Raw genomic sequence first — 17,889 nt, 5'->3', positions numbered from 1 at the left:
AAAATCACCTCTTTGTTACAATGTTTTTTATGGAATGTTATTATAGTAGCACAAATAAAACAAATCGGGTAATTCGAATTGTTGATAATGCTTATAACAAATCCATATAGAAAGATTTACCAGAACCCTTTTATGGGAACGGTAAATTTTTACAAATTTAGATGGAATATCTTTACATCCATTTCTGAATGTGATAGATATGATAAAAGAAAGAACAGCAGTTATTTTGTTCTGCTGTTTCAGAGTGCTTATCAAAAGGGGGAGCGGTTATTGGAGATTAAATACTTAAAGTATTTTCAGGCGGTTGCGGACTACGGGTCTATTAATCAGGCCGCAAAGGTGATGTATGTTTCGCAGCCTCACCTAAGCCATATTATTAAAGAGGTTGAGGAAGAGGCGGGGTTTGAGCTGTTTCAGCGTACAAAGCAGGGCTGTGTGCTGACAAAAAACGGGGAAAAGTATTTGAAGCATTGTGAAGTGATTCTGCGTGAAATTGAAAATTTAAAGCAGTTCAGCAGCGAAATCCAAGACGGTGAAAGTATGATGAGTGTTTCTATGACGAAATTTTCACATACAGCAGAGTGTTTTAACCGCATCTGCTGCCGGCACTGGAATCTGGAGCGTTATTCCTACCGCCTGAACGAGGATTCCACGATGAACGTGGTGGATGATGTGATCAGCGGCAGTGCAAATGTAGGGGTGATTCATTTTGCGTCTCAGGAAGAGGAAACGATGCAAAAGCTTTTTTCGGATAAGGAACTGCATTTCAGGCGGCTGGCAACCTTCCTGCCATATGTTTGTCTTTCAAGCGGCCATGAACTGCTCAATGGCAGCCAGGGCATTGACGTTTCGGAGCTGAAGAATTATGGGTTTGTAAGATACATTGGGCAGTTCGAAGACTTTATCTACCATATTACAGAAGAAAATCTTCATCTCGATTTAAATGATTCTTCCCGAATTGTGTATGTGAATGACAGGGCCGAGCAGATGAATCTGATTTCAACCGGCGACTTTTTTACAATTGGAATTTCGGAATTTTCTGGGCAGAATTCCCTGTATGGGGTTGTGTCGGTTCCCCTGATGAACTGTTCGGAGCATATTCAGTTCGGTATTGTAACCAAACGGGACAGAAAGCTTGCGGACGCGGAACGGGAATTTATTGACGAGGTGACGGAAAGCTACCGTGAACTGCAAATGAGGGAGAATCAGACGGTGCGAAGCGGTTTGGCAGCAGACTAAAACAGAAATAACCGAATCTATTTTTTCGCTATATGGAGAACAAATAAAAACGGCAACTAAATTTTTACAGAATCAAAAAGTATTTTTAACTGATTTACCGAATAGTGTCAATACTGAAATTTGATTTCAATGCGCATTTATGGTAAACTGAAACCATAGCATTGTAAAACAATTTAGTACTCTGTTCGGGAGGTGTGAAACGATGGAGGCTTATTATCCTTATGTTTGGCTTGCGGTGATTGTCGGAGCGGCGATCCTGGAGGCTGTGACCGCCCAGCTGGTATCCATCTGGATGGTGGTTGGCGGTATTGCGGCGATTATTGCAAATCTTCTGGGTGCGCCCATCTGGGTTCAGACAGGAACATTTGCAGTGGTAACGGCGCTTTCGCTGGCTTTGACCCGTCCGCTGATTAAAAAAATCCTGAGAGTGAAAAGAGAAGACACGAATGCCGGTCGCTATATTGGTAAGATCGGGATTGTTACGTCGGAGATTGACAACGAAAAAGGCCTGGGTCAGGTTACGGTAATGGGCAGCGTCTGGTCCGCCCGTTCCGACAGTGGAATTGTGATCCCGGTAGGACATAATGTTCTGGTGCTGCGTATCGAGGGAGTCAAGCTGATCGTGGCGCCCGAATCTTAAAGGAACTGTATTTAATTAACAGGAGGCTATACTATGGAATGGATTATTTTTGGGCTTCTGATTTTGATTGTTCTTGTGGTTATCATCACAAACATCAAGATTGTTCCGCAGGCGCACTCTTACGTTGTGGAACGCCTGGGAGCGTATTACGCAACATGGGAGACGGGTTTGCATGTCAAGATTCCCTTTCTTGACCGGATTTCAAAAAAAGTATCTCTTAAAGAGCAGGTGATCGATTTTCCGCCCCAGCCGGTTATCACTAAAGATAACGTAACCATGCAGATTGATACCGTGGTGTATTTTCAGATTACGGATGCAAAGCTGTATGCCTACGGCGTGGAACGCCCGATTTCCGCGATTGAAAACCTGAGTGCCACCACGCTTCGTAACATCATCGGCGAGCTGGAGCTGGATACCACCTTGACATCCCGCGATGTCATCAACACCAAGATCCGTATCGTCCTGGATGAAGCAACCGATGCCTGGGGTATTAAGGTCAACCGCGTGGAGCTGAAGAATATTCTGCCGCCGCCGGCGATTCAGGACTCGATGGAGAAGCAGATGAAAGCCGAGCGTGACCGCCGCGCCATTATTCTGGACGCGGAAGGTCAGAAGAGCAGTGCGATTTTGATTGCCGAGGGCCAAAAGGAAGCTGTGATTCTGGCGGCTGATGCGCAGAAGCAGTCTCATATTCTGCAAGCTGAAGGTGAGGCGCAGGCGATTCTGTCTGTTCAAAAGGCACTGGCCGACAGCTTGAAGTTTTTGAACGAAGCAGCTCCCAGCGACCGAGTGATCGCGCTCAAGAGCCTGGAGGCATTTGGAAAAGCGGCCGACGGCAAGGCCACCAAGATCATCATTCCGTCAGAAATTCAGTCTCTAGCCGGTCTTGCAACCTCTGTAAAAGAGCTGTTCACCGACGATTCTCAGGGTGAAAAAAGCGACCGCGCAAAATAGACAAAATAGGCAGTGCTTCCGAATGAAAGCTCATGATAACCTTACGAAAATATGATTTTTCCGGCAGCGTCTATTGCATTTTACTTCTTTTTAACCTAAACTGAAGAGGATGAATTATTCAGGAGAGACCGGAGGATAAGGCATGAGATCGGTTCTGTTGATTGTTACCTGTCTGAAAAAATGTGCCGGTCGTAACCGGGCTTCTGAATAACTGGGCAGACTGCATCCTGTATGGGTGCGGTCTGCTTTTTGCTTTTTATTCTGGCGGTTGAGGCAATGAGAATACGATTTAAAAAGGAGTGCTGTTTTCATGTCAAGCGGAAAAAAAGTTGCGGTAATTATGGGCAGCGACAGTGATTTTGCGGTTGTATCTGCTGCAATTAAGCGGTTGAAAGCATATGAAGTACCGACAGAGGTGCATGTGATGTCGGCACACAGAACCCCGCTGATGGCGGCGGAGTTTGCGAAAAATGCCAGAGCCAACGGGTTCGGCGTCATTATTGCTGCGGCCGGTAAGGCGGCGCATCTGGCGGGAGTACTCGCGGCGCACACTACGCTTCCGGTGATCGGGATTCCGATCAAGTGTTCTACACTTGACGGCCTCGATGCTCTGCTGGCCACCGTGCAGATGCCCAGCGGCGTTCCGGTAGCAACTGTTGCGATTGACGGAGCGGACAATGCGGCTTTGCTGGCGATCCAGATGCTCTCTCTTGCTGATGAAGCGCTGGCCGATAAGCTGGAACAGATGAAGCAGAAAATGGCGAACGAAGTGGAGAAGAAGGACGAGGCGATTCAGGCGGCTGTAAAGGCGCTGTAAGCATAAATGGGGGGAAAAAGGATTGAAAAGTTTCAGCGAGAGCTATAAAGCGGCGGGGGTAGACGTAACTGCCGGATACCGCGCGGTGGAATTGATGAAAAGCCATGTGGCCAGAACGGTGACACCCGGAGTACTATCTGGCCTCGGCGGCTTCGGAGGTTTGTTTTGTCCGAATCTTTCGGGCATGAAGGAGCCGGTTCTTGTTTCGGGCACCGACGGAGTTGGCACAAAGCTGCGTCTGGCGTTTCTGATGGATCAGCACGATACCATCGGTATCGATTGTGTGGCCATGTGCGTAAACGACGTGATCTGCGGCGGCGCGCAGCCGCTGTTTTTCCTGGATTATCTTGCGGTTGGCAAGAATCATCCGGAAAAAATTGAGAAGATCGTAGCCGGTGTGGCGGAGGGCTGTGTGCAGTCCGGTTGCGCCCTGGTAGGCGGCGAAACGGCGGAAATGCCGGGCTTTTATCCCGAGGAGGAATACGATCTGGCAGGCTTCTGCGTGGGTATGGTAGACCGCTCTAAAATTATCGACGGCTCGCAGATGCAGCCGGGCGATGTGATTCTGGGTCTTGGCTCTTCCGGCGTGCATTCCAACGGTTTTTCGCTGGTGCGCAAGGTGTTTCGCCTGGATTCCGGCAATGTCGGCCGCTATGTGGAAGAGCTGGGCAAAACATTGGGCGAAGAGCTTTTGACTCCGACCAGAATTTATGTAAAATCCGTGCTGAAATTGATGGCGGAATGTAACGTGAAAGCCATGTCGCACATTACGGGCGGCGGCTTCTATGAAAATGTGCCGCGTATGATGAAGGACGGCCTGACCGCAAAGCTGGAAAAAGCCGCGCTGCCGTCTCTCCCGATTTTCCATCTGCTGCAATCTGTGGGAAATATTCCGGAGCACGACATGTACAATACCTTCAACATGGGAATTGGAATGTGCCTCGTGGTATCCCGCGACGAAGCGGACAAGGCCGCCGCTCTGCTGCGTGAAGCCGGCGAAAGCGTCTACGTGATCGGCCAGGTGGAGCAGGGCACAGAGGGTGTTGTTCTATGCTGAATATTGTGGTGCTGGTTTCCGGCGGGGGAACCAACCTGCAGGCTCTGATTGATGCCGAACGCCGGGGAGAACTCTCCGGCGGGCGGCTTTCGTGCGTCATTTCCAGCAGGCCGGATGCATATGCTCTGACCCGGGCGGCGCAGGCGGGGGTTCCCTGCGAGGTTCTGCGCCGCAAAGAATTTGACAGCCAATCCGCCTACGACCATGCCCTTTTGGCGCTTCTGGAGCGCTGCAAGGCCGATTTGGTGGTGCTGGCGGGGTTCATGACGATCATTGGGGACGAAGTGATTGCCCGCTACCGTAACCGGATGATGAACATTCATCCGTCTTTGATTCCCTCCTTCTGCGGGGAGGGCTATTTTGGCCTGGGGGTGCATCGCGCCGCGCTCCTGCGCGGTGTGCGCGTAACAGGCGCAACGGTTCATTTTGTCAACGAGGTGTGCGACGGCGGGCCGATCATTTTGCAGACGGCTGTGGAGATCCGCGACGACGACACGCCGGAAACGCTGCAGAAGCGAGTGATGGAGGAGGCCGAGTGGAAAATACTGCCCCGTGCGGTATCTCTGTTCTGCGAGGGCAGGCTCAGTGTGGCTGGGAACCGCGTACTGCAAATTAACAAGGAACAACGGGAGGAAGCCGAATGACAACCAAAACGATTGAACAGGCCCTTGTGGGCAACGGGTACCCCGGGCGCGGAATTTTGCTCGGCAAAACGCCGGACGGCGCGTATGCGTTGATTGCCTATTTCATCATGGGGCGCAGCGAAAACAGCCGCAACCGCGTTTTTGTGCGGGAGGGTGACGGTTTGCGCACACAGGCGTTTGACCCCTCAAAGCTGTCCGATCCGTCTCTGATCATTTATTCGCCGGTGCGCGTGGTCGGTTCCGAGGTGATTGTGACAAACGGCGACCAGACCGATACGGTGCATGAGTTTCTGCGCCGCGGCGAAACGTTTGAGGATGCGCTGAGAAGCCGCAGCTTTGAACCGGACGAGCCGAACTTTACCCCCCGTATTTCTGGCTGGATGAACGCAAGTACCGATTTTGCTTACCGCCTTTCGATTCTGAAAAGTGCGGGCGGCAACCCGTCCTCGGTGCAGCGCATGTTTTTTGAATATGAAACGCCGGTGAACGGGCAGGGGCATCTGATTCATACCTATCGTTGCGACGGCAGTCCAATCCCCTCCTTTGAGGGTGAGCCGCTTCCTGTCCATGTTCCACAGGAGCTGGAGGAGTTCACCCAGCAGGTCTGGAATTCTCTGAACGAAGAAAATCGGGTTTCGTTATTTACTCGCCGCATTCGTTTGTCGAACGGCGAAACCGAAACACGAATCATAAATAAGAATCAATAAGGGGAGGAGAACAGAAATGGAACTGATGCTGAAATACGGCTGCAACCCCAACCAGAAGCCTTCCCGAATTTTTCGGAAGGACGGCGGCGAGCTGCCGGTAACCGTGCTCAACGGCAGACCGGGCTATATCAATTTTTTGGATGCGCTGAACAGCTGGCAGCTGGTTAAGGAGCTGAAAGAGGCGACAGGATTGCCTGCCGCCGCGTCGTTCAAGCATGTCAGCCCCGCTGGGGCCGCGGTGGCCGTTCCTATGTCACCCGAGCTGCAGAAGAGTTGCTTTGTCGATGATCTGGAGCTTTCCCCGCTGGCGTGTGCCTATGCCAGAGCCCGTGGTGCGGACCGCATGTCTTCTTACGGCGACTGGGTTGCGCTTTCTGACGAATGCGATGCGCAGACTGCCCGCCTGATTTCCCGCGAGGTATCCGACGGCATTATTGCGCCCGGCTACTCGGCCGAAGCGCTCGAAATTCTAAAGACAAAGCGTAAGGGCTCTTATAGCGTGGTGCAGATTGATCCCACATATGTGCCCGAGCCGGTGGAGCATAAGGATGTGTTTGGAATCACCTTTGAGCAGGGCCGCAACAATGCGGTGATCGATGAAAGCCTGCTCACTCATTTTGTTACCGAAAACAAGGAGTTTTCCGCGGAAGCAAAGCGCGATCTTTTGGTGGCGCTGATTACGCTGAAATACACGCAGTCCAATTCCGTTTGCTACGCCAAGGACGGACAGGCCATCGGTGTGGGTGCCGGGCAGCAGTCCCGCATCCACTGCACCCGCCTTGCGGGCAGCAAAGCCGACCAATGGCATCTTCGCCAGCACCCTCAGGTGCTGAGTCTGCCTTTCCGTGCGGACATCCGTCGCCCCGACCGCGACAATACCATCGATGTATATCTCTCTGACGATGCGGAAGAGGTGCTGGCAGACGGCGTTTGGCAGCAGTTCTTTACCGAATGCCCCGCACCGCTTAGCCGTGAAGAGAAGAGCCGTTTCCTTTCGGGCATCACGGGTGTTTCACTGGGCTCCGACGCGTTCTTCCCCTTTGGGGATAACATCGAGCGCGCCCACCGCAGCGGTGTTTCATATATTGCACAGCCTGGCGGTTCGATTCGCGACGACCATGTGATCGATACCTGTAACAAATACGGAATTGCCATGGTATTTACCGGCCTGCGTTTGTTCCACCACTAATTGACCCGATACTCAAAAAGCAAGTCTTTCCCTCTGGAGAAAGGAAAGACTCCGAAGGCTTTTTGAAAGCAGAATTGCAAGATGAGTTTAAAACAGGAGCGTGTGAAAATATGAAGGTACTGGTAATTGGCGGCGGCGGACGGGAACATGCGCTGGTTCGCAAGCTGAAGGAAAGTCCCCGGCTGGCAAAAATCTGGTGCGCGCCCGGTAACGGCGGCATTGCACGCGACGCGGAATGTGTTGATTTGAAAGTCACCGATCTTCCCGGCGTGTTGAACTTCGCAAAGAGCAATCAGGTCGATCTGGTGGTCGTAGCGCCCGATGATCCGCTTGCGGCCGGCATGGTGGATGTACTGGAGGCAGAGGGAATCCGCGCGTTCGGCCCGCGCAAAAACGCGGCGCAGATCGAGGCAAGTAAGGTGTTCTCAAAGGACCTGATGCAGAAATACAAGATTCCCACAGCGGGGTATCAGGTGTTTACCGAGCCGGAAGCAGCTCTTGCGGAAATTCGCCGCGAAAACAGCTACCCGGTTGTCATTAAGGCCGATGGCCTTGCGCTCGGCAAGGGCGTTGTGATCGCGCAGGACTACGCGGAAGCGGAGCAGGCGGTTCGCTCAATGATGGAGGATAAAATCTTCGGCGAATCCGGCAGCCGCATTGTGCTTGAGGAATTTCTTACCGGGCCGGAGGTTTCTGTTCTGGCGTTTACAGACGGTAAGTGTGTGCGACCCATGGTATCCTCCAAAGATCACAAGCGCGCGCTGGATAACGATCAGGGAGCGAATACGGGCGGTATGGGAACAATCAGCCCCAATCCGTTTTACGATGACGAAACAGCACGCGTGTGCATGGAAACAATTTTTCTGCCTACCATTCACGCCATGAATACAGAGGGACGGCCGTTCAAGGGCTGCCTGTATTTTGGGTTGATGCTTACCCCGAAGGGCCCGCGCGTGATCGAATATAACGCCCGCTTCGGTGACCCCGAAACTCAGGTGGTTCTGCCGCGCCTGGAAAGCGATCTGATCGACATTATGGATGCGGTTATCGACGAGCGCCTGGAGGAGCAGGAGATTGAGTGGTCGTCGCAGGCTGCGGCCTGTGTGGTGATGGCCTCCGGCGGGTACCCCGCGCAGTATAAAAAGGGTCTGCCAATCAGCGGACTTACAGAGGATGGCCAGGTGCAGGGGGCTACGGTGTATCACGCCGGTACCGCGCTGCGCGGCGAAGAGTTTGTCACAAACGGCGGGCGCGTGCTTGGAGTGACCGCTACGGGTGAAACACTGGAAAAAGCGCTGGAACAGGCGTACCGTGCGGTTTCCGGAATCCATTTTGAGGGCGCCCACTATCGCCGTGATATTGGGAAGCTTCCGCAGGCATGACAAAAGGAACAGGGTCGAATGCCTCTGTTCCCCTGTAAAAACGGAAACAAAAAGCCGCCGGGAGCATTCCCGGCGGTTTCAAATGTGTAAAAACAGGTATTTTCTCGGTACAGACCGAAACAATACGAATCGCGTTATTCCGAAAGAGCCCTTTGCAGCCAGGCATCGGCAATGTCCATGGCCAGGTACAGCCCTTCCTTTTCACTGGACTTTACAATTTGCTTGCGAGCGCGAATGTCAGGGTTGGTATACATTAACTGAATGCCGACCTTGTCGGCAACGTCCATATCCAGCACGCGTTTTTTGCTCTTGATTTCCAATTTTACCACGTATTTGTCTTTCATGCTTCCGTAATAGATGACATCTCCGCAGCGCACCAGAGGCTTTCCGCGGTAGGTGGGAAACTGCGTGGCAGTGTCTTTTTCGTTTTCGTTACTCAAACTGATAACCTCCCATCATTCATACTTTGTGAACTAAAATTATAGCATAGACAGGCTTAGAAGTAAAGAAAAATCCCTGTTGCTGTTTCCTTTACGGGAAGAAAATAGCTGCCGAAAATTGTTTTTTCTCTTCTGACGTTTTCCAGTCTAATTAGAAAAATTAAATGATCCCGTATTTCAGGAGTGAACACATGCAAACAATGAATACAGAAGTGAAAGAAAATAAGATGGGAACCGCGCCGGTCGGAGGACTGATTGCGGGCATGGCTGTGCCCGCAATGTTTTCGATGATGGTGCAGGCCCTTTACAATATTGTTGACAGTTTCTTCGTTGCTAAAATCAGTCAGGAGGCCTTGACGGCAGTTTCTCTGGCTTTTCCAATTCAGGCTTTGCTGGTGGCCTTCGGTGTTGGCACCGGAGTTGGCATTAACTCTCTGGTTTCGCGCCGTCTTGGTGAGGGCCGGAGGGAAGAGGCCAACAGTGCCGCGACTCATGGCCTGCTGCTTGGGTTGGTAAACTGGGCGATTTTTGCGCTGTTTGGCCTGTTTTTTGCCCGCCAGTTTATTATGGGCTTTTCTACCGACCCAACCGTAATTGAAGACGCCACCCGGTTTGTTCAAATTGTCTGCATCTTCTCGTTTGGCGTATTCGTCGAAATCAACGTGGAAAAGACGCTGCAAGCCACCGGCAATATGATCTACCCCATGGTGTTCCAGCTGATTGGCGCCTTGACCAGCCTGATACTGGACCCGATCTTCATTTTCGGCTGGTTCGGCGTTCCCGCCATGGGCGTGCCCGGCGCGGCAATCGCCAATGTGCTGGCTCAGTGCATCGCTATGTGTGTTTCGCTAACTGTTATGATGAAGAAAAAGCATGAGATTAAAGTCAATTTTCGCGGTTTCCGTCCGGACTTTAAAATCATCCGCGATATTTATGCAGTCGGTATCCCCACAATCATCATGCAGTCTATCGCTTCGGTGATGGTGATGGGCATGAATCTGATTCTGGTTCGCTTTACGGATACAGCGGTGGCGTTGTTCGGAATTTACTTTAAGCTACAGTCGTTTGTCTTTATGCCCGTGTTCGGCCTCATGCAGGGCATGATGCCGATTCTTGGGTACAATTATGGTGCGAAAAAGCAGCCAAGAATGGTGCAGGCCATTCGCATCGGCCTTGTGGTCAGCGCACTGATTATGGCGGCTGGCGTTCTTATGTTTTGGGTGGTACCGGAGCGGTTGCTGCTGATATTTGAGGCATCCCCCGAGATGGTGCAGATCGGTGTTCCGGCGTTGCAGATTATCAGCCTTTGCTTTGTGCCGGCTGCGGTGGGCATCACGTTCAGCACGGTATTTCAGGCGCTGGGCAAGGGGATTTACAGCCTTTCAATTTCTCTGCTGCGCCAGATGATTGTGCTGCTGCCTGCGGCCCACCTGCTGGCGCATCTTTCGCTGAATTCGGTCTGGTATGCGTTCCCAATCGCGGAGATTTTTTCGCTGGTGGCAAGTTTGCTGCTGTTCCGCCATATCTATCGCAGCTGCATTCGCACCTTGCCGGAATCCCATTCCACCGCGTCGGTGCGGTTGGCCGCAGAAGCGCAGGATCAATAAAGTACACAGTATTGTCAGTAAAGGGCCTTGTTTCGTACTGCGAAGCGAAGGCTCTTTTGCCGGTGCTTTCGATCTCGATTATAACAGTGATGTCAGATAAAATACTCAATGGTGTTTGCGGGTGTTTTCTGCGTTTCCGTATTGAACAGCAGAATCGCTTCCCGTGTTTCTGTGGGGCCGAGTGCATATGGGCCCCGGCCCGAGTTGTTCAGAAGCTCATAGGCAACCCGCCGGTTTCTGCTCATGGGGTTGTCCGAAATAATCTCGATTCCCTGCTGCTGAAAAGGCTTTTTTCGATAATAAGGGTCGAACAGATCAATGCTCGCTTCATCGGCGGAGGTCAAAAGAACATAGTGCCAGTAGCCGTAGCGCAGCCGAACCACTGCCGCACCGCCTTGCTGCAGGGCGGAAACAATTTTGCTGTTCTGGTGGATGGTCACATCCCGTCCCGTCAAATATTCGCAGTGAATCGGGAATTTTTTCACTTTACCGAACTGATTCAGCCAGTCGCTCAGGAACATCATTGCCATGCGCGATGTTCCGTTTTTTCCGAACTCTCCCTTTCCATTGTAGGAATCCAGGCAGTAAAGCGTAATATGCTTGATGATATCCGGCGGAATTTCCTCCCGCCGGAACAAATAGCTCATGGCGTTGAGCAGCGTGGTGGGGCCGCAGTCATATTCGGTTGTTTGGTAATTCAGTGGATTTTTCATAAGCTTCTCTCAATCATTCCAAAGTAATCAGTAGCCGGGTCAACTCGGCTAACTGAATCAATTCTTCCACTGGGGCATATTCTTCCAGTGAATGGCACTGATGCATTGCGCTCGATACGACAAGCCCCGTGATGCCGTTTTCGGCAAACACGTTGTTGTCGCTGCCGCCAAAGGTTTTTTCCAGTGTTCCGGGCAGGTCTAGTTCGCGGCAGGCTCGCTGGAACCGCTGAATCACGGGGTGATCCTTGGGGGTTTCGTAAGCCCGGCACCCGAGCTTTTTCTCAAACTCCACTGTGGCGCCGAAGATTGACGCGGAATCCTCAAACTGCTTATGTACCTTCTCCGCCAGTGAAAGCGCCGTTTTGTGGGAATAGCTTCGAACCTCGCCGGCAACCGTGCATAAGTCAGGGATGACATTGGTTCCTTTTCCGCCCTGAATCGTACCGATATTCAGTGTTGTGCCCAGGTCGATCTGCCCCAGCTTCAGGGCGGCTATTGCGTTGGCCGCAGCCTGAATGGCGTGAATGCCCTTGTGCGGGGCAAAGCCCGCGTGCGAGGCCAGTCCGTGAACAGCGGCGGTAAAGGACAGAATCGTCGGAGCCTGATAGGCGGCAGTCCCGGCGGGGCCGGAATAATCGAGAACATAGGCTTCTCTGGAACGCACCTGCGAAAAATCGAACTGTTCCGAGCCTTTGCAATAGATTTCTTCCGCAATCGTGAACAGAATTTCCACCGGGCGGTGGTTCAGTTTTTGTTCCTGAATTACGCGAAGCGTTTCCAGGATCGCAGCAATTCCGGAGCAGTCGTCCGCGCCAAGGACAGTGCGGCCATCGCTATGCAGAACGCCATTTTTCAATATAGCCTGTTTTCCGGAGGCAGGCTCCACCGTATCCATATGTGAGCAGAGCAAAAGAGGCTGTAGACTGCTGTCACCATCTAAAAATCCATACAGATTTCCGCTGGTTCCGCCCAAGCGCTTTCCGGCGTCATCCTCCTGTACGGCCAGGCCCAGTGCGGTAAGCTCGCCCTTCAGGTAGTCGGCCATCTGCCGTTCCCCAAGAGTGGGGCTGTCGGTGGTAATCAGTCTGGTAAACTCCTCGATTAATCGGTCTTTGTTTGTCAGCATGGCTGCACCTCATTTTCTGCCACCCAATGGATAGCTATATCCTATATATCATGTATGTTTTAAATCATAGTGTGATGTAAGAAATTTGTCAACCTGAATTTTCATATTGTTTTCATACATATTCATAAGGCGGAAGTGATTAAAACGATAAGAAAGAATCGGCCCGGCAGGCGGAATACTTCCCGTTGTAAGACTTGCGGAAAACAGAGAAGCAAACGATCGTTTCTGAAGGGCATAATCACCAAAAATAGATTTTGCTCTATGCATTGTTATGATTAGCTGTTATTATCATAATGAATCATGTCAGCGGGTTAGTTGAAGTCGTGGCATATATTATCTTTGCGGTCAGCTCCGCATCCGCTTTTTATAACGTGCGGCGCTCTCAGTGGTAATGGCCAGGATACCACCAGCCGATTTTTGCGTCCCGAGTGCACTCAGAAGAACTCGCGGGAAAATATCCGGAAGGAGTTATCGTTTCAGTGAATCTGATTGTTCAATTTATTCAGCTAAACTGCTATGCATTAATTATCTTGTTTTTCGTTTTTCGGAATGTTTACCGTCAGGACCGCCATTATTTTCCAGATCAACGGCTTTTTTTATCGATCATTTGTGCTGTTGCTGTTATGCTGCTTTTGGATACGCTGATCTGGGTGATTGACGGCAGGCCAGGGAACGGTTTCCGCATCTTGTCTTCGGGTGCGATGGTGGTGTATAATGCGCTCAATCCAGTGATCTGTCTGTTTTGGTATCTGTATGTGGATTTTTATATTTATGGAAGCCGACGGCATATTCAGAACCTTATGCCTTTTTTGCTGATTCCGGTGGCCGTGAATCTTGTGCTGTCCGTTATCAGTGTTTTTGGGAATATTTATTTTTTTCTCGATGAATATAACACTTACCATCGCGGCAAATACGTCATTGTTTTACTAATCATTTGTCTGCTTTATGTTATCGCAACCAGCTTGCGGTTGCTTTTGAACCGAAAGCGTTTGATATTCAAGGAGTTTTTTAGCCTTTTTTTGTTTGGTTTTTTTCCGACCGTCGGTGCGGTGATGCAGTATTTCATGCCCAGAGGCGTTTTGATTTGGGCGTTCACCACGCTGTCAATATTGATGCTGTACATTAATATTCAGAACGATCAGCTAAGAACAGACTATTTAACAGGGCTCTATAATCGCCGGTACCTGGATCATTATCTCTCCACAAAAGTGAAAATCAGAGATAACCGTTTGCTGGCCGGTCTGATGATCGATCTGGATTCCTTTAAAAAAATCAACGATGTATATGGGCACGAAAGTGGTGATCAGGCTCTGCGAAATGTATCTCAAATTTTACGTCAAACGTTCCGTCTTCAAGATTTTATCTCGCGCTACGGCGGTGACGAATTTGTGGTGGTGATGGAAATTCAGGATCCAAGCGAGCTCGAAGAAATTCTCCGGAGGCTGCGCGAAAATATTGACAGATTTAACTCGCAGATGATTGTACCCTATAAAATTGGACTGACGATTGGCTACGACTGCTTTGCAAGGAAAGAAGGGTTGACGGCTTCGGCCTTTTTGACCCAGATCGATCGACTGATGTATTTAAACAAGCAGAAGAAGGAAGAAAAGAACAGGCGTGAAAGCTGATCGGGACTCGTTGTTTGCTAAAGTGCCCCCCTCGTATACCCAGAGCCATGGAGCCAAGTACGTTCCGTGGCTTTTTTTAAATTCCTTGATACGCAACATACCGTCAAACTGAGACGTTTTAAAGCTACAAGAATGCCACCGGATATATGAAAACGCTAACCTCTCAGTAAACAGAGATCTTTCTGTCTGCTGAAAACTTAGCGCTTACGTATCCGGTGGTTGTTTCTGTTATTCGGGCAGCGGTTTCTGATCAAAATAGGTTTTTAGAACCACTGCGGTCTGCGACATGCCGAAGGCTCGGATTTCAGAGAGCTGACGCTCCAGCTCCTCAGAGTCGGCAACATGAATTTTCAGCAGAGCGTTATATGGCCCGATGATATGGTGGTGTTCTGTAATGGCCGGGTTCTCTTTCGCAAAGCTACAAAAGCGCGCATAAGTATCGGGCGGTACGTTGATCATAATATAGGCCGCCAGCTTTTTGCCGGCTGCCGCAAAATCTAACTTGGCTCGAAAGGCCTGAATTGCTCCACAATCGCGCAGCTGGGCAATTCGCTCTGAAACGGCAGGCGCGGTCAGGCCGACCTGGCGTCCGATTTCACGCATCGGAGTCTTGCAGTCCTGCTGCAAAATATTCATGATTCTGATATCCGTCTGGTCCATTGGGCGGCTCCTTTTCGCGCGAAACATTTTGTAAAGTACAGGACGCGCTTTACCGAACAATATAAAGCAAATGGATTATACCACAAAACAAGTTCGCTGTACAGATTCCCGGGCCAGATGCTATAATAAATACACATTCAGAGAGGTTCACAAAGAGCTTTGAAAAACAATTTATTTAAAAGTTTAACAGGAGGAATTCTCATGGAGCGCTTAAATCTTCCCATTACCGGTATATGCTCGTTTGGAAAATACCCCATCTGTACTGATCTGGAGCAACTGGACGCCGATATCGCGGTGATGGGTGCGCCTGTTGACTTTGCGGTAGGATATATGAGCGGAGCTCGTTTGGGACCCCGCCGTATTCGAGAAGCTTCTACTCAGTATAGCCGCGGTGACGTAGGGTATTACGATTTTGAAAATGACTGCCAGCGGCTGGCCGCTCCCTTGAAGATTGTAGATTGCGGCGACGCGGATATTCTTCAGGCAGAACCAAAACGCACTTTCGACGCAATTGCAGACGGTGTGCGAGGAATTCTAAGACGCGGTGCAGTGCCGATCGTACTCGGCGGTGACCATTCGATCAGTGCGCCGGTAGGCAAGGCACTGGAAGAAATAGGAGAAGAGATTTGTGTTGTTCAGTTTGATGCGCACCTTGACTGGAACGACCATGTAGGTCCGCTTCGTTACGGCAACGGCAGCCCCATGCGCCGTTTGTCTGAGATGGATCACATTGGCCCCATGATTCAGATTGGTCTGCGCGGGATTGGCAGCAGCAAGAAAACTGATTTTGATGACGCCAAGGCGTATGGCAGCATTTTAATTTCCTCGCGCGAAGCGCACGACATGGGCGTGGAAGGCGTGCTGGCCAGAGTTCCCAAGGCGAAAAATTATTATATTACCGTTGACATTGATGGTTTCGATATGTCGATAGCGCCCGGGGTGGCGTCGCCGTATCCCGGCGGCCTACTGTTTGACCAGGTGTGTGACATCATTTCCGGGGTGGCCAAAATGGGCCGTATCGTCGCGGCAGATTTGGTAGAAATCGCTCCTTCATTTGACCCTTCCGGAATTACAGTACGCCTTGGCGCTCTCATGATGCTGCACACCATGGGTCAAATTGAAGACCAGATTAAGGCACAGCGCCACAATTCCTAACTTGCCATTTGGCAATAAATTTGCTTACACCTCCTTTTTATCATTACCATAAAATAACTCAACGAAAAAGGGCAGCCTGCCGACCAGCAGGGCTGCCTTTTTTCGTGCTGGATTTCCACTCCGAACAAAATAATTATTATCAATTGCTTCGTTCTGCGCTGAAAGCGAAAGCGTTTTATTCCTCACCGGCAAGACCGGTTCTTATTTACGCTAAAGCTATCAATAAAAACCCACCGGCTATGCCAGTGGGTTACACCTACACCTTGTAGCTTTCTCATTCAAGTGTCAATGCCGTACCAGTTCACAATGGGTCGTCCGGTAACAGGGTTTACAACCGGCATCAATGCACGGTAGGGAAGAATGAGAAGTTTTGTCGCTGAACAGACAACAATATGGATAAGGATAAAAAGAGGAGGAGCAACATTGTTCCGACTCTTTGGCAGGTATTCCGGCCGCCAAAAATCCCGGGAAAATGTTGCTCCAAGGCAGAAGTCCAGCACCTAAAGTGTGCAAGAACGTATTAGCAAATGAATGGGTGGCATCGTAGAACTGCCGCGCCAAATTCGCGGCGTCACTTAGCCGGCTCTCCCATATTCGGGGGAGCGGTAAAAGAGAGAAAAAGTTCGGCGGAGCGGCAGGCAGAGTGTCACTCCGCCGAATTTTTCACCTTAAAGGAGAGGGTTTACCGTTTGTGAACGATCTCACCGTTTTTCATAACGGTTTCGACCTGGTTAATAGCAGTATGGTAAGGCAGGAAATGAATCGAAGGGTATTTCAAAAGAATAATATCCGCCTGCTTGCCGGGCTCGATGCTGCCGATTCGGTCTGCTTTGTCCACCGCGGCTGCGCCGTTGATGGTAAGAGCAGTGATGGCCTCTTCAATCGACAGACCCATGTAGATGCAGGCGAGTGCAATCATCAGGGGAATGGAGTTGGTAAAGCAACTGCCGGGATTCAGGTCGCTGCCAAGGGCAACCGCCGCGCCTTCGTCGATCATTTTGCGGGCTTTTGCGTATGGCTCCTTCAGGCAGAATGCCGTGCAGGGCAGAACATTGCAGATAACACCGGCCTTGGCCATGGCTGCAATCCCTTTGTCAGAGCTTTGCAGAAGATGCTCGGCGGAAATTGCGCCCATTTCAGCCGCCAGCTCCGCGCCGCCCAGCTGAACAATTTCATCGGCATGAATCTTGAGCTTAAAGCCCATTTTCTTTGCCTCTGTCATATAGTGGCGAGAATCCTCAATGGAAAACACATTCTTTTCCGTAAAGATATCCGCGAATTCAGCAAGGTTTTCTTCCTTTACCACAGGCATAACTTCATGGAGCAGAAAATCGATGAAATCACGCTCACGACCCTTGTACTCTGGCAGAACACTATGCGGACCCATAAATGTGGAGACAACGTCCACGCAGTGTGTGCGGTTCAGCTCTTTCATGGCGCGCAGCTGTTTTAATTCAGTTTCCTTATCCAGCCCGTAGCCGCTTTTTCCTTCCACGGTGGTCACGCCGAATTCCAGCATGCGGTCTAGCCGGTCACGGCCAACCTCTACCAGTTCTTCCAGCGTAGCCGCGCGAGTTTTCGAAACAGTCGCATTAATTCCGCCGCCGCGTTCCATAATGGACATATAGCTGTCGCCGTGCAGGCGCCAAGAGAATTCGTCTGCGCGGTAACCGCCGAAAACAAAGTGCGTGTGGGAATCTACAAATCCTGGCAAAACCGTTTTGCCTGTCGCGTCAATGATCTCGCAGGCAATTCCGCTGCATTGCTGCCTGAGCTGCTCGGTAGTGCCAACGGCAACAATCTTGTCACCGTCGATCAGAACCGCGCCGTCCTTGATCATTCCGATGTCGGACATGTCTTTTCCGTGTTTCGGCCCTTTTCCGGCGCAGGTGACTAGCTCTGCGGCATGGCAGATCAGTTTTTTGCTCATG

General features: G+C 50.8%; 17 protein-coding genes. 12 read left to right on the top strand and 5 right to left on the bottom strand.

Annotated features, from left to right (window positions below):
- Nucleotides 1-270: 270 nt before the first annotated feature.
- The 9 genes from QOS46_RS06000 to purD all read left to right on the top strand — a co-directional run bounded on the left by QOS46_RS06000 (nt 271) and on the right by purD (nt 8,629).
- Nucleotides 271-1,239: a LysR family transcriptional regulator gene (locus tag QOS46_RS06000; protein ID WP_283608104.1), complete on the top strand. Its 969-nt coding sequence runs from the start codon at nt 271-273 to the stop codon at nt 1,237-1,239.
- A gap of 202 nt (nt 1,240-1,441) precedes the next feature.
- Nucleotides 1,442-1,879: an NfeD family protein gene (locus QOS46_RS05995; RefSeq protein ID WP_283608102.1), complete on the top strand. Its 438-nt coding sequence runs from the start codon at nt 1,442-1,444 to the stop codon at nt 1,877-1,879.
- A 33-nt stretch (nt 1,880-1,912) separates the two neighbouring features.
- Nucleotides 1,913-2,833, top strand: coding sequence for an SPFH domain-containing protein (locus tag QOS46_RS05990; protein ID WP_283608100.1), 921 nt, complete (start codon nt 1,913-1,915; stop codon nt 2,831-2,833).
- Nucleotides 2,834-3,143: 310 nt separating this feature from the next.
- Nucleotides 3,144-3,650 (top strand): 5-(carboxyamino)imidazole ribonucleotide mutase, encoded by a 507-nt coding sequence (gene purE / locus QOS46_RS05985; protein ID WP_283608098.1) that lies wholly within the window; start codon nt 3,144-3,146, stop codon nt 3,648-3,650.
- A 22-nt stretch (nt 3,651-3,672) separates the two neighbouring features.
- Nucleotides 3,673-4,707, top strand: a complete 1,035-nt coding sequence (purM, locus tag QOS46_RS05980) for a phosphoribosylformylglycinamidine cyclo-ligase (RefSeq protein ID WP_283608097.1) — start codon at nt 3,673-3,675, stop codon at nt 4,705-4,707.
- Nucleotides 4,701-5,351, top strand: coding sequence for a phosphoribosylglycinamide formyltransferase (purN, locus tag QOS46_RS05975; RefSeq protein WP_283608095.1), 651 nt, complete (start codon nt 4,701-4,703; stop codon nt 5,349-5,351). Before purM ends, purN begins: the two co-directional genes overlap by 7 nt.
- The gene (locus tag QOS46_RS05970; RefSeq protein ID WP_283608092.1) at nt 5,348-6,058 is read left to right on the top strand and encodes an IMP cyclohydrolase; all 711 of its coding nucleotides are present in this window, start codon (nt 5,348-5,350) and stop codon (nt 6,056-6,058) included. The genes purN and QOS46_RS05970 overlap by 4 nt, the downstream gene beginning before the upstream one ends.
- A 16-nt stretch (nt 6,059-6,074) precedes the next feature.
- Nucleotides 6,075-7,247: a phosphoribosylaminoimidazolecarboxamide formyltransferase gene (locus QOS46_RS05965; protein WP_283608091.1), complete on the top strand. Its 1,173-nt coding sequence runs from the start codon at nt 6,075-6,077 to the stop codon at nt 7,245-7,247.
- Nucleotides 7,248-7,357: 110 nt separating this feature from the next.
- Nucleotides 7,358-8,629: a phosphoribosylamine--glycine ligase gene (gene purD / locus QOS46_RS05960; RefSeq protein WP_283608089.1), complete on the top strand. Its 1,272-nt coding sequence runs from the start codon at nt 7,358-7,360 to the stop codon at nt 8,627-8,629.
- A gap of 134 nt (nt 8,630-8,763) precedes the next feature.
- On the opposite strand, the gene QOS46_RS05955 is transcribed toward purD, so the two are convergent.
- On the bottom strand, nt 8,764-9,069 hold the full coding sequence (locus QOS46_RS05955; protein WP_283608088.1) for a hypothetical protein: 306 nt from the start codon (nt 9,067-9,069) through the stop codon (nt 8,764-8,766).
- Between the two features lie 191 nt (nt 9,070-9,260).
- Between QOS46_RS05955 and QOS46_RS05950 the strand changes: the two genes are divergently transcribed.
- Nucleotides 9,261-10,676, top strand: a complete 1,416-nt coding sequence (locus tag QOS46_RS05950) for an MATE family efflux transporter (RefSeq protein WP_283608086.1) — start codon at nt 9,261-9,263, stop codon at nt 10,674-10,676.
- Between the two features lie 92 nt (nt 10,677-10,768).
- Here QOS46_RS05950 and QOS46_RS05945 read toward each other — a convergent pair whose 3' ends face one another.
- Together QOS46_RS05945 and QOS46_RS05940 are read right to left on the bottom strand one after the other, a co-directional pair.
- Nucleotides 10,769-11,389 (bottom strand): cysteine peptidase family C39 domain-containing protein, encoded by a 621-nt coding sequence (locus QOS46_RS05945; protein ID WP_283608084.1) that lies wholly within the window; start codon nt 11,387-11,389, stop codon nt 10,769-10,771.
- 13 nt (nt 11,390-11,402) lie between these two features.
- The gene (locus QOS46_RS05940) at nt 11,403-12,515 is read right to left on the bottom strand and encodes a M20/M25/M40 family metallo-hydrolase (protein ID WP_283608082.1); all 1,113 of its coding nucleotides are present in this window, start codon (nt 12,513-12,515) and stop codon (nt 11,403-11,405) included.
- A gap of 479 nt (nt 12,516-12,994) precedes the next feature.
- Between QOS46_RS05940 and QOS46_RS05935 the strand changes: the two genes are divergently transcribed.
- Nucleotides 12,995-14,143 (top strand): GGDEF domain-containing protein, encoded by a 1,149-nt coding sequence (locus QOS46_RS05935; protein WP_283608081.1) that lies wholly within the window; start codon nt 12,995-12,997, stop codon nt 14,141-14,143.
- A gap of 228 nt (nt 14,144-14,371) precedes the next feature.
- Here QOS46_RS05935 and QOS46_RS05930 read toward each other — a convergent pair whose 3' ends face one another.
- Entirely contained in the window at nt 14,372-14,803 is a 432-nt protein-coding gene (locus QOS46_RS05930; RefSeq protein WP_283608080.1) for an Lrp/AsnC family transcriptional regulator, read from the bottom strand.
- Nucleotides 14,804-15,004: 201 nt separating this feature from the next.
- Between QOS46_RS05930 and QOS46_RS05925 the strand changes: the two genes are divergently transcribed.
- Entirely contained in the window at nt 15,005-15,958 is a 954-nt protein-coding gene (locus QOS46_RS05925) for an agmatinase (RefSeq protein WP_283608078.1), read from the top strand.
- Nucleotides 15,959-16,640: 682 nt separating this feature from the next.
- Here the strand turns inward: QOS46_RS05925 and hutI are convergent.
- The gene (gene hutI / locus QOS46_RS05920; protein ID WP_283608076.1) at nt 16,641-17,888 is read right to left on the bottom strand and encodes an imidazolonepropionase; all 1,248 of its coding nucleotides are present in this window, start codon (nt 17,886-17,888) and stop codon (nt 16,641-16,643) included.
- Nucleotide 17,889: the final 1 nt, after the last annotated feature.

Origin of the sequence: Faecalispora anaeroviscerum (genome assembly GCF_947568225.1) — a bacterium.
Taxonomy (GTDB): domain Bacteria; phylum Bacillota; class Clostridia; order Oscillospirales; family Acutalibacteraceae; genus Faecalispora; species Faecalispora anaeroviscerum.
The sequence above is the reverse complement of the archived record's forward strand: the minus strand, read 5'-3'. Positions and strand labels throughout refer to the sequence as shown.